A 12985-nucleotide genomic window follows, 5' to 3' on the forward strand; every position below is an offset into this window, starting at 1 on the left:
GAAAATAATGGCGCAATGGCTCTCGCGTAAATGGCTGATAGCGGCAGGTTTTCTCGCCTGCAATCAGGCCCTGGCGGCTGGAAATATCTTAATTTGGCCCATCGACCCCTATCTTGATGCCGATGCAAAAGCCGCAGAATTGTGGATCCAGAATCAAAGCAATACGGCCACCACTATGCAGGTGCGAGTGGTTGGCTGGCAACAGCAGCAAGGGCATGAAAAATATCAGACACAACAGGACGTCGTCGCCAGCCCGCCGATTGTGCGCATCGAAGGGGGCAGCAAACAACTGATTCGACTGATTAAACAGAACGTCGTGCCGCCGGGTCAGGAACAGGCCTACCGCATTGTGGTGGATGAGATCCCGCAGCCTGCGGATGAACGTAAACCGCAAATGGGGCTGAAATTACAGATGCGCTACTCCATCCCGCTGTTTTCCTATGGCGCGGGAATGAATATCGAAAAAGCGGCGGCTCACCACGCCAATGCTGAACCGGCAAAACTGTCGTGGCGAATTAACAACGAAAATGGCCAGCCCATGCTGCAAGTCACTAACCGCGGCAATATTCATGCCCGGCTAAGTAACGTCACGTTGCGCCAGGGGAGCCAAAAGCGGGTGTTAACCGACGGATTGATGGGCTATGTGCTGCCGAATAGCCAGCGTGAATGGCCGCTGCCTGCCTCATTTACCCGGCCTGATCAGCTATCTGCCACGATCAATGCCCGGGCTGAACAATGGCAATCCGCCCCGGTCAATTGAGTCGATTCCGGATGGCGATGCTGCTTTTTTCTTTGCCGCTGTATAGTTTTGGCGCGCAGGAAGATGACGCCTTGCCTCCGCCACCGGACGCTCAGGCGCTAAATCAACAGGCGCAGTTTCGCTTATCACTGGTTTTTAACCAGTGGGATAGCGGATTGGTGGTACCCGTCACGCAGCGCAACGGGCAATTTTTTGTTAGCCGCGCCGATTTGCAACGCGCGGGGCTGCCTGGGGATAAATTCACGGCGGACGAGGTGAATGTCTCCGCACAAAAAGATGTGCAAACCCAGTACGACAGCGCCGGGCAACGGCTGTTGATGACCGTTCCCAACGAGTGGCTACCGAGTCAGGCGATTATGCTGGGTAAAAATGAGGCGAGTTTTAAACCCCTGAGCGGCACCGGCGCGCTATTCAATTACGATCTCTACGCAAGCCATGCGCAAAACAGCGGCAGCCAGGCGTCGGTCTGGCACGAATTACGGGTTTTTAGCGGCAACCTCAGTCTTTCTTCCACCGGCACATTTCGCCAGGATCTCTCCGGCTACAGTACCTCAAGCGGGGAAGGATACCGCCGCTACGACACAACCCTAACCGGCACCGACGAAGAGGACATTCTCAGTTGGTCAGCGGGGGATGTGGTGAGTGACGCGCTAAGCTGGAGCAACAGCGTGCGCATGGGGGGCATTTCCATTGGCCGCGATTTCTCCCTGCGCCCGGATTTAATCACCTATCCGCTGCCCGCGTTTTCCGGTGAGGCGGCGGTTCCCTCAACCGTGGATGTGTTTATCAATGGCTATCGCAGCGGCAGTACGCAGTTGCAGCCTGGCCCGTTTACGCTCACCAATCTTCCCTATATTAACGGCTCCGGCGATGCGGTTCTGGTCACCACCGATGCGCTGGGCCGCCAGGTTTCCACCACGCTCCCGTTCTATGTCGCCAGCGACTTACTGAAACCCGGTTTGAGCGATGGCGCATTCACCCTCGGCAACCTGCGCCGCGACTACGGCATCGATAATTTTTCCTACGGCCCGGCGGCGGCCAGCGGTTCGTATCGCTATGGCGTCAATGATTTCTGGACGCTGGAAAGCCATGCCGAAGGGGCGCAATCCCTGGCGCTTGTCGGCGTTGGAACCCTGGTAAAACTCGGGCGATTTGGCGTGGTAAACGGAGCCTGGTCGCACAGTGAAATGCGCGGTCAGAGTGGGCAGCAAGTGAACTGGGGTTATCAGTACAACACCAATGTCTTTAATATCGGAACGCAGCACAGCCGACGCGACCGGGGATTTGGTAACCTCGCGCTCTACGACTCCCCGGATAGTTATGACGATAATAATCAGCCCATCGCAAGCCTCAGCCGTAGCACCGATCAATACTCGCTCTCTGTGAATTTGGGGCGTTTCGGTAACCTGGGCGCGGCGTGGATTGACCTGCGTAGTTTTGATGATGACAAAACGCAGTTGCTCAATCTTTCCTGGAGCAAAAATCTATGGGGAAACAGCAGTTTTTATCTGGCGGCAAGCCACGACCCGGCGCAAAACGGCTGGAGCCTGGCGCTATCGCTACAGGTTCCGTTAGGGGCTTCCGACAATGCGGCCTTGAGTGTTGAAAGCACGCCGGATGCGGGCAGCTCGCAGCGGGTGAATTACAACCATGCGATGCCAAGCAACGGCGGTTTTAGCTGGAACATGGCCTATGCCCACCAAAGCAAGGATGATGATTATCAGCAGGCCACGCTCGGCTGGCGCAACAATAAAGTGGAATTGCAGGGCGGGGCGTACGGGCAGCGCGATAACTACACCCAATGGGGGGAAATGGCCGGGTCGCTGGTGTTGATGGATAACACGTTGCTTGCGGCAAACCGCATTAACGATGCGTTTATGGTGGTCAGCACCGATGGCTACCGTGATGTGACGGTTAATTTTGAAAACCAGCCGATAGGCACTACCGACGACGACGGCTACCTGCTGATTAGCGGCGTCTCCTCTTATTACCCCGCTAATTACAGCATCAATACCCTTAATCTCCCGGCTGATACGCGTATAAAAGATACCGAACGCCGTGTGGCATTGCGCCGTCATTCCGGGTATTTACTGGATTTCCCGATGGAGCAGCAGCGCGTCGCCAGCGTGATTTTACACGACAGCCAGGGCCACGCGTTGCCTGTTTCAAGCCAGGTTTATCGTTCCCTTCAACCGCCTGTGCCGGTGGGGTATGACGGCATTGTGTACCTCGAAAATCTCAGTAACGTGAATCCGCTTACCGTCACAATGCCGGATGGCAAACGCTGTAGCGCAACCTTAACCCTCGACGATAACCTCGATCGCAAACTGAAAACGTACGGTCCTTTGCTGTGCCGCGAGGGGGCAAGATGAGGGGTATTTTGCTGGCGCTGCTGCTGTTTATCGCGCAACCGGTGAGCGCCGCCTGTACCCAGGGTGGGCAAAGCGGGGCGTTTGGCACCCAGAGTTCGTTCGTGATTAACTCCACCGTTCAGAACACCAGCACAACCCTGACGCTGGATTGCGACACCGTGCTTAATCTGTTGACCTCTGATTCCATAAAAATGACCTACCTCGGTGCCACGCCTGTGGTGAGCGGAACGCGCGGATTATTGCGTCGCACCGATGTGCCCACCAATCCTGATAATGTGCCGGTAGTGGTTTGCACCCAGGCGGCGTGCGCGGGGAGCAGCGAAGTGCAGGTCGGAGGGACATATACGTGGAGCGGCAACACGCTGCTGAATTTACTCGCCAGCAAACGCTACTCGTTACCGATTTATTTGCGCACCGTGGCCGGGCAGAACGTCAGCGCCGGGCCTTATCGCGTGGTGCTTAATTTGCGCCTCGACTGGAATATTTGCAGCCTCGGGGTGGCGGCGTGTCTGGCTTTTCAGACCGGCAACGGCAGCGTGGATATTGCCATCACCCTGACGATAACCAACGATTGCAGCACGATCTCGGCGCCGGCGGTAAATTTCGACAGCGCCCCGCTGGTGCAAAATTTCAAAAGTATTTCGCAAAGTATTGCCATCACGTGTACCAAAGGCAGCAGCTATACCGTGGGCGTCAGCAATGGCGCGAATGCCTCGGGGAATGTGCGGCGCATGAAAAGCGGCAATAACTATATGAGCTATGAAATCTACAAATCCAACGGGACTGACCGCTGGGGGAGTCTGGGTGCTGAGCGCTGGGCAAGTGCGGCCTCTTCTGGCCTGAGCAGCGATGGGTTATTGCGTAATTACAATTACGTGGCGAAGGTGCTGACCACGCAAACCACACCCCCCGCAGGGAGTTATATTGATACGCTGGTGGTGGATGTGGCGTTTTGAGACAGGAAATGGGGTTTTACCTCTAAAGGTGAGATCTTTAAGCTGCTGAGGTTTTCCGTTCACCCAAGCGTTCGGCTTTTCCATGTAATTATTGCTAACGGTGAACGTGCCAGGGGAATGACGCCATTCCCCTGGCGACCCCGACGCCCGGCAAGTAAATCGCCGCTAAAGCGGTAAACCCCCGTTTTCCCCCAACATTCAGGGTCGTTCGCGACTCGTTCCCGACGGTCGCTCTCTCACGTGGTTCCCGACCACGTGACCCTGACTGAAGGGGAAAAACCGGGGCGATTTAAGCCGGGAACAAGGGCGTTGCTGCAAATTTCAGGAATATTGTCGCGTTGGCTTTGCTGCTAAATCTAAAGCGATGCCGTGCAAAAGTAATAACGCGCAGTGGAAACGAGGGTTTTGAGCCCGGCAAGTAAATCACCGTGCTTCCGGTGAACGGAAAACCTCTGCACTTTACAGATCTCGCCCTAAAAGATTGCCAGAAGGAGAGAGGATCGCCCCCCTAATTTCACGTAAAGTTTCCCAACCCCATGCCGATAACACCCATAAGAAATCATTACAAGGGTGTTATATGTTGAACCGTATTCGCGTTGTCACCATGCTAATGATGGTGCTGGTGGTGTTTGCACTCCTCCAACTCATCTCAGGCGGAATGTTTTTTAACTCTCTCAAGCAAAATAACGACAGCTTTAAAGTCGCAAGAGATCTGCGCATTCAGCAATCTGAACTGGCAAACACCTGGGAACTGATGCTGCAAACGCGCATCAACCTCAGCCGCTCGGCTGCCCGTATGATGATGGATGCCAGCAACGGCCAAAGCTCGGCAAAAACGGAGCTGCTGAGCAACGCGAAGAAAACCCTTTCTGAGGCGCAAAAACATTACGCGCTGTTTAAACAAATTCCCGCCATTAACCCTGAAATTGAAACCGCTGTGCAGGGCATTGATGACGACTACCAGAACTACAATCAGGCGCTGAATGAGCTGGTGGGGTATCTGGAAAGCGGCAATATGGACGCCTATTTTGCGCAGTCCACCCAGAGCCTGCAAAACGCGCTGGAAAAAGAGTTTGCTGGTTACATCGCGCTCAATGACCGCATCTACGAACACTCTTTCACGGCCAGTAACGACGATTACAACTTTGCGAAATGGCAGATTGCTTGCCTTGCGTTGGCGCTGTTCTCCGTGATTTTGCTGGTGTGGTTCGGCATGCGCCGCATTCTGCTCCAGCCGCTGGCGGTGGTTATCGGCCATATCCGTGAAATTGCTAACGGAAATCTGACCGAAAATATCGTCTCCAGCGGTCGCAATGAAATCAGCGAACTGACCTCCAGCGTACGCCACATGCAGCAAGAGCTGATTATTACCGTCGGCAGCGTGCGCGATGGGTCTGATGCCATTTACAGCGGTGCGTCTGAAATTGCCGCCGGAAATAACGACCTTTCTTCCCGTACCGAACAGCAAGCCGCATCGCTTGAAGAGACCGCCGCCAGCATGGAACAACTCACCGCGACGGTGAAACAGAACGCCGAAAATGCCCGTCAGGCTTCGCAACTGGCATTAAGCGCCTCCGAAACGGCCCAGCGCGGCGGCAAAGTGGTGGATGGCGTGGTGAAAACCATGCACGACATCGCCGGTTCCTCGAAAAAAATCGCCGATATTACCGGTGTAATTGACGGCATTGCTTTCCAGACCAACATTCTGGCGCTCAACGCCGCGGTAGAAGCCGCGCGTGCGGGTGAGCAGGGGCGTGGATTCGCGGTGGTTGCGGGAGAAGTGCGAAACCTTGCGCAGCGCAGTGCGCAGGCCGCCAAAGAGATCAAATCCCTGATTGAAGATTCTGTTTCTCGCGTCGATACCGGCTCGGTGCTGGTAGAAAGCGCGGGGGAAACCATGAGCGACATCGTGAATGCGGTCACCCGCGTCACCGACATTATGGGCGAAATCGCCTCTGCCTCCGACGAGCAAAGCCGGGGCATCGACCAGGTGGCGCTGGCGGTGTCAGAGATGGACCGCGTCACCCAGCAGAACGCTTCGCTTGTGGAAGAGTCTGCCTCTGCCGCGGCGGCGCTGGAAGAACAAGCCAGCATGCTGAACCAACTGGTTGCCGCCTTCCGTTTAACCACAGAACCTGCGCTAACGCCTGCCGTAACGGCAAAGACTTCATCTGCTCCGGCGCTCAAACCGAGTAAACCAGCCGCGAGCGGGCATGACGATAACTGGGAAACTTTCTAAGAATCATTAATGAATGGCCGGCAGACGTGTCGGCTCGAGGGGCTGTGATGTTCAACCGTATCCGAATTTCGACCACTCTGTTGTTAATCTTAATCGTCTGCGGCTTATTGCAGATTGGGAGTAATGGACTCTCCTTTTGGGCATTCAGGGATGACTTTCAGAATCTAAAAATGGTTGAAGTCGGGAACCAACAGCGCGACACCTTGACCCAAAGCCGCGCGGCGCTTCTACAGGCCAGCACCGCGTTAAGTCGTGCCGGTACGCTGACGGCGCTCAGTTATCCACCCGAAGATATTAAACGCCTGATGGCCAGCGCGCGCGGCAGCCTGAAACAGGCTGATATGCTGTTTAACCAGTTTCTGGAAATCCCACTGCTGACCAAAGACAGCGAAGAGATGATGGCGTCGACCAAAAAGAGCTACGCCACTTATCGCGATGATTTGCAGCACCAGGCGACCTGGCTTGAAAGCAATCAGCTTTCTGATTTCCTCAGCGCGCCGATTCAAAAGTCGCAGGATATTTTTGATGCGAATTTCAACGCCTGGCAGCAGAGCATTAACGACACGGTGGCGGCTTCCAGCGAAGACAGCAAACTCAATTACCAGATCTCGGCGATTATTTTTGCCAGCGTCACGGTGATTGCCATTCTGATGCTGATTGGTTCGATTATCTGGTCGCGCAGAATGCTGGTGCAGCCGCTGGAAATCGTCCGCAATCACTTCGAACACATCGCTACTGGCGACCTGGCGCACCCGATTCACGTCTACGGCCGCAATGAAATTTCAGAGATTTTCCGCAGCCTGAAAAACATGCAGCAGGCGTTGAAAGAGACGGTGCACCAAGTCCGCCAGGGTAGCAGCGCGATGCATACGGGTATCGCCGAAATTGCCGCAGGCAATAACGATCTCTCGTCGCGCACCGAACAGCAGGCCGCATCGCTGGCTGAAACGGCCGCCAGTATGGAGCAGCTCACCGCCACGGTTAGCCAGAATGCCGATAACGCCCGCCAGGCGGCACAGCTTTCACGCACTGCGGCAGACACCGCGCAGCAAGGCGGTCAGCAGGCGGCAAATGTGGCGCGCACCATGCATGACATCGCCGGAAGTTCGAAGAAGATCGGCGATATCACCAGCGTCATCGACGGCATTGCTTTCCAGACCAACATTCTGGCGCTCAACGCTGCGGTAGAAGCCGCGCGTGCCGGTGAGCAAGGGCGCGGATTTGCGGTGGTGGCAGGCGAGGTGCGCAATCTGGCGCAACGCAGTGCGCAGGCGGCAAAAGAGATCAAAGTGCTGATTGAAGAGTCGGTGAACCGCGTGCAGCAAGGCTCGCAACTGGTGGATACCGCCGCAACCACCATGGCGGAAATTGTCCGTTCGGTCACTCAGGTCAACGACATCATGGGGGAAATTGCTTCCGCATCTGATGAACAACGCCGGGGGATCGAGCAGGTGGCGCAAGCCGTCAGCCAGATGGATCAGGTGACACAACAAAACGCCGCGCTGGTGGAAGAAGCGGCGGCAGCAACCGATGCCCTGGCAAACCAGGCCGAACACCTTAGCGGTGTGGTAGCGGTATTTAATCTGGAAAATGTCGCTGATGAAGAGGCAAGCCAAGATTTAGTAACCAACGGGGTGCTCGTCACCTCCTGATTGTGATTATGAATGTGATTGAGAAGGCGCTATGACATCACCCCTGTCCAACGGACAAACGTCATTAATGTTACAGATGACACAGCGTCTACCGCTATCCGATACCCATTTTCGTCGGATATGCCAGTTGATTTACCAGCGCGCAGGTATTGTGCTGGCCGATCACAAGCGCGACATGGTTTACAACCGTCTGGTGCGCCGTCTGCGCACCCTGGGACTGGAGGATTTTGGGCATTACTTGAACATGCTGGAAGCCAACGGCAGCAATGCCGAATGGCAGGCGTTTATTAATTCCCTGACCACCAATCTGACGGCGTTTTTTCGCGAAGGTCACCACTTTCCCATTCTTGCTGAGCATGCACGAAAACGCAGTGGGGAATACAAAGTCTGGAGCGCTGCGGCGTCCACGGGAGAGGAGCCGTACTCCATCGCTATTACGCTTGCCGATGTTTTGGGTATGGCGCCTGGCCGCTGGAAAGTGTTCGCCAGCGATATTGACACCCAGGTGCTGGAGAAAGCCCAGAGCGCTATTTATCGTCAGGATGAGCTGAAAACGCTGGCTCCGCTCCAGATGCAGCGCTATTTCATGCGCGGCACCGGGCCGCACGAAGGGCTGGTGCGGGTGCGTAGTGATTTGGTCAGCCATATGGAATTTGCGCCGATTAACCTGCTGGATAAGCAAGCACCCATTCCGGGGCCGTTTGATGCCATTTTCTGTCGCAATGTGATGATTTATTTCGACAAAGCAACGCAGCAGCAAATCTTGCAGCGCTTTGTGCCGCTGCTAAAACCGGGCGGATTGCTGTTTGCCGGGCATTCGGAGAATTTTAGCAACCTCAGCCGCGAGTTTTTACTGCGTGGGCAGACCGTGTATGGGCTGAGTAAGGAAAGGTCATGACAAAAATAACCGTCCTGTGTGTCGATGATTCCGCCCTGATGCGCCAGATCATGACAGAAATCGTCAATAGTCACGATGACATGGAAATGGTGGCGACAGCCCCGGACCCGCTGGTGGCGCGTGATTTAATTAAGAAATTCAACCCGGACGTGCTGACCCTGGATGTGGAAATGCCGCGTATGGACGGGCTGGATTTTCTCGAAAAACTGATGCGCCTGCGCCCCATGCCGGTGGTGATGGTTTCCTCCCTGACCGGAAAAGGCTCGGAAGTGACGTTGCGTGCCCTGGAGCTGGGCGCGATTGATTTTGTCACTAAACCGCAACTGGGTATTCGCGAAGGGATGCTCGCCTACAGCGAAACCATCGCGGAAAAAGTGCGCACTGCGGCGAAGGCCAAACTGGCTGCCCGTGCGCCAAGTGCGGCCCCCATGCTGCTGAAAGCCGGGCCGCTTCTGAGTTCGGAAAAGCTGATTGCGATTGGGGCGTCCACCGGCGGCACCGAGGCGATTCGCCATGTGCTCCAGCCGCTGCCGCTTTCAAGCCCGGCGGTGCTAATCACGCAGCATATGCCGCCAGGGTTTACGCGCTCGTTTGCTGACCGGCTCAATAAACTTTGCCAGATAACGGTGAAAGAGGCCGAGGATGGCGAGCGTGTACTCCCGGGGCACGCCTATATCGCCCCTGGCGATAAACATATGGAGCTTGCCCGCAGCGGGGCGAACTACCAAATCAAGATTCATGACGGCCCGCCCGTAAACCGGCATCGTCCGGCAGTGGATGTGCTGTTCCATTCGGTTGCGAAGTTCGCCGGGCGAAATGCCGTGGGCGTGATTCTGACGGGAATGGGGAGTGACGGCGCGGCGGGGATGCTGGCGATGCATAAAGCCGGGGCATGGACCATCGCCCAAAACGAAGCAAGTTGTGTGGTGTTCGGCATGCCGCGTGAGGCCATTAACAGCGGTGGCGTCAGCGAAGTGGTCGATTTAAGTCAAATCAGCCAGCAGATGCTGGCGAAAATTAGTGCCGGACAGGCAATACGTATTTAACAGAGGAGCCGTAGTAAATGGCAGATAAAGAGATGAAGTTCCTGGTGGTTGATGATTTTTCCACCATGCGTCGCATTGTGCGTAACCTTTTGAAAGAGCTGGGTTTCAACAACGTTGAAGAAGCGGAAGATGGCGTGGATGCGCTAAACAAACTGAACGCGGGCGGCTTTGGTTTCGTTATCTCTGACTGGAACATGCCGAACATGGATGGCCTGGAGTTGCTTAAAACCATTCGTGCCAGTGGCACCATGGCGGCGATGCCCGTTCTGATGGTGACCGCTGAGGCGAAGAAAGAGAACATTATTGCCGCAGCGCAAGCGGGAGCGAGCGGCTATGTGGTGAAACCGTTTACCGCCGCAACGCTTGAAGAGAAGCTGAACAAAATCTTCGAAAAGCTCGGCATGTAAGGAGAGGCTCATGCACTCATCTACTAATCCCGCGTCAGAGTTACATTCAACCGGCGATATTATCGTTCGGATAGGCAGCCTGACCCGTATGCTGCGCGACAGCTTACGCGAGCTGGGCCTTGATCAAGCGATTGCCGAAGCGGCGGAAGCAATTCCCGATGCCCGTGACCGTCTGGACTATGTGGTGCAGATGACCGCGCAGGCGGCGGAACGTGCGCTGAACTGTGTGGAGTTATCGCAGCCGCATCAGAACAAACTGGAATCCGACGCCAAAGCCTTAACCGGCCGCTGGGATGCCTGGTTTGAAAATCCTATCGAGCTTGGGGACGCCCGTGAGCTGGTCACCGATACGCGCAGCTATCTTTCCGGCGTGCCGTCTCACACCAGTTTTACTAACGCCCAGCTTCTGGAAATTATGATGGCGCAAGATTTCCAGGATCTCACCGGCCAGGTGATCAAACGTATGATGGACGTTATCCAGGAAATTGAACGCCAGTTGTTAATGGTGTTGATGGAAAACATGCCGGAGCTGGATGCGCGTGCGAAGCGTCCTGCCGATAGCCTGCTCAATGGCCCACAAATGAACGCCAGTGCGGCGGGCGTGGTGGCAAGCCAGGATCAGGTTGATGATTTGCTGGATAGTTTAGGGTTTTAATTATTGCTACTGTGCCCCATGCGGGGCACAGTGTGATGAGTATTTTAAATATCACTTTTTAATACACTCATTATTTTATTAATTAGCTCATTGTTTTTGTTTTTCTTATTAATATGAGCCTTAACAGGGATTCTTTCATTCGGCATAATATCGCATTTCACTTCTCTTATATTGATGGTTTCTTTTAATAGTTGAAAGTAGATTTGAGGTATAAATATCACAAAGTCATGATTAAGAAGACTCAATATCATCGAGGTTGCAGACTCGCTTCTGAAGGCGGGTTCTGCCGTTCTGAGAGAGACAAACTCATTGTAGTTATTAAGTGAAATTGCCCCAGAAAACCGCGTGCTGTATGCGAAGTAGGGCTCGCTAATGAATTGTTTTTCCGTCATTTTATCGCCTAATGTTGAGTGATTATGACGACATATTAATATATATATCCAATCAAAAAGTGTATGTGAAACAATATTTATATCCCCTGTCAAAAACAAACCTACATCTATATCAATTTCCTGAGTACGTAGCTTATGAATACGCTCTTCAGTATCAGCGACTGCGTACTTGAATTCAACATTACACTCATCAGGAACAATTCTACTTTTCAGTAATCGGTCCATAATCCAAAACTGAGTGAGCGCATCCGCCCGCATATAAATTGTTTGTGTTGTATTAACGGTTAAAGATTCGATGTTCAGGGCAGCGTTAATATCATCGTGTATGAGTTTGAACCGATCATAAAGATTGAGTGCAAGAGTGGTGGGTTTTACGCCGTGGAGGCTGCGCACAAAGAGCGGATCTTTATAGTGCTCACGAAGTTTCTTCACCGCATAGCTCACAGCAGACGGCGCGACATTAAGCATCTCAGCGGCATTGACCATGCTTCGGGTATCGACAATCACAACCAGATAGCGAATCAAATTAAAATCAAACTTTTCAGAAGAAAGGGCCATCAGGTAAATCCAGAAAAATGCAGGTAGGTTTAGTGTAGTTCAGTGAATTTTTACGTGAATATGTTTCTATTCATTCATTTCTCTTGTGAATGTATCCGTGTTTGAATACTCCCCAGTTGAGCAAGACTTGCAGATACCTCTTTTACCTTGATCAAGGTGATTTACACCAGATGTGATGGAGGTAGCAATAAAGCCAGTTTCCAATGCTGTTTGTAACAATAAGTTAACTTATGTTTACTACTGGAGGAGTGTGACAAATAAAACATCATTAAAAGTGATGTTTTTCCGATAGACCATAATGCTGGAAAGTTTAATTGATTGGACGATAAATCATTTGGTTAGGTGGTTGAGTAGTGTTTTCTTCTTTTCTATGCTCAAAAACAAAATTATCCGTTAAGTCGAAATGTCGCTTATAGCGTAGCGTTAAATGCTGTTCTTTATAATATTTATAGACACATGCACTAAAAGTTGTGGTGAATTAACATTTTTTGATCTGTGCTTAACATGATTTTAACGTTTCTCATCAGTACTTTCTATTGGATTACTGATTTTTTGACTTTATATAGAATGCCTCCAGGTTAAATGGATGCAAGAAGCGATGGTAAGGACATTCAATATGTTTAGGACTACTTTTGGTTTCTTAATAAACGACAATATTCAGGTTGATATCCATCACCGCAGAATTATCAAACTGTATATGGATGAAGCGCGTAAATCGTATGCACTTAATGTGAGTGTTATTGCGGTGAAAGACCTGCATATGATGCTTTTAGCCTATTTACTGGCAAATGGTCGTGAACGTCCGGTTAAACGTGATGATATTTTGAAGAATGTCTGGGATGACAGAAATCTTAAATCATCGAGCCAGATACTTTGGGCAACTCTAAAAGAGTTGAAAACCGAACTGTCTCTGGTTGGACTGGGTATGGATTTTATCACTACGGAAAAAGGCGCACATTACAGTATTAATGCGCAAAAAGTGCAGGCGCTCTACGTCAGTACTTAAAAACCAGGGAATGACTCATATGGTAATGGATTACTGGATAACGA

General features: G+C 52.6%; 11 protein-coding genes. 10 read left to right on the plus strand and 1 reads right to left on the minus strand.

Features of this window, described 5'->3' with window-relative positions:
- The first annotated feature begins 7 nt into the window (after positions 1-7).
- The 9 genes from AB1E22_RS18315 (at position 8) to cheZ (ending at position 10985) form a co-directional block, all read left to right on the plus strand.
- Positions 8-760: a fimbrial biogenesis chaperone gene (locus tag AB1E22_RS18315; protein WP_367596656.1), complete on the plus strand. Its 753-nt coding sequence runs from the start codon at positions 8-10 to the stop codon at positions 758-760.
- Positions 736-3132 carry a fimbria/pilus outer membrane usher protein gene (locus AB1E22_RS18320; RefSeq protein ID WP_437178393.1) on the plus strand — a complete coding sequence of 799 codons (2397 nt, stop codon included), beginning with the start codon at positions 736-738 and terminating at the stop codon, positions 3130-3132. The genes AB1E22_RS18315 and AB1E22_RS18320 overlap by 25 nt, the downstream gene beginning before the upstream one ends.
- Complete coding sequence (locus AB1E22_RS18325) at positions 3129-4088, plus strand: Csu type fimbrial protein (protein WP_367596658.1); 960 nt, start codon at positions 3129-3131, stop codon at positions 4086-4088. Before AB1E22_RS18320 ends, AB1E22_RS18325 begins: the two co-directional genes overlap by 4 nt.
- A 577-nt stretch (positions 4089-4665) precedes the next feature.
- Positions 4666-6327, plus strand: a complete 1662-nt coding sequence (gene tar / locus AB1E22_RS18330) for a methyl-accepting chemotaxis protein II (RefSeq protein ID WP_367596659.1) — start codon at positions 4666-4668, stop codon at positions 6325-6327.
- Positions 6328-6374: 47 nt separating this feature from the next.
- Positions 6375-7979 carry a methyl-accepting chemotaxis protein gene (locus AB1E22_RS18335; protein WP_367596660.1) on the plus strand — a complete coding sequence of 535 codons (1605 nt, stop codon included), beginning with the start codon at positions 6375-6377 and terminating at the stop codon, positions 7977-7979.
- A gap of 31 nt (positions 7980-8010) precedes the next feature.
- Positions 8011-8877, plus strand: coding sequence for a protein-glutamate O-methyltransferase CheR (gene cheR, locus AB1E22_RS18340; protein WP_367596661.1), 867 nt, complete (start codon positions 8011-8013; stop codon positions 8875-8877).
- Complete coding sequence (locus AB1E22_RS18345; protein ID WP_367596662.1) at positions 8874-9923, plus strand: protein-glutamate methylesterase/protein-glutamine glutaminase; 1050 nt, start codon at positions 8874-8876, stop codon at positions 9921-9923. The genes cheR and AB1E22_RS18345 overlap by 4 nt, the downstream gene beginning before the upstream one ends.
- A gap of 17 nt (positions 9924-9940) precedes the next feature.
- Positions 9941-10330: a chemotaxis response regulator CheY gene (gene cheY, locus AB1E22_RS18350; protein WP_367596663.1), complete on the plus strand. Its 390-nt coding sequence runs from the start codon at positions 9941-9943 to the stop codon at positions 10328-10330.
- Between the two features lie 10 nt (positions 10331-10340).
- The gene (gene cheZ / locus AB1E22_RS18355) at positions 10341-10985 is read left to right on the plus strand and encodes a protein phosphatase CheZ (RefSeq protein WP_367596664.1); all 645 of its coding nucleotides are present in this window, start codon (positions 10341-10343) and stop codon (positions 10983-10985) included.
- 44 nt (positions 10986-11029) lie between these two features.
- Here the strand turns inward: cheZ and AB1E22_RS18360 are convergent, their stop codons facing one another.
- A complete protein-coding gene (locus tag AB1E22_RS18360) occupies positions 11030-11935 on the minus strand; it encodes a LysR family transcriptional regulator (protein WP_367596665.1) in 906 nt (301 codons plus the stop codon).
- A 616-nt stretch (positions 11936-12551) separates the two neighbouring features.
- Between AB1E22_RS18360 and AB1E22_RS18365 the strand changes: the two genes are divergently transcribed.
- The gene (locus tag AB1E22_RS18365; RefSeq protein WP_367596666.1) at positions 12552-12941 is read left to right on the plus strand and encodes a hypothetical protein; all 390 of its coding nucleotides are present in this window, start codon (positions 12552-12554) and stop codon (positions 12939-12941) included.
- Positions 12942-12985 lie beyond the last annotated feature (44 nt).

This window comes from Buttiauxella gaviniae (assembly GCF_040786275.1).
GTDB classification, from domain to species: Bacteria; Pseudomonadota; Gammaproteobacteria; order Enterobacterales; family Enterobacteriaceae; genus Buttiauxella; species Buttiauxella gaviniae_A.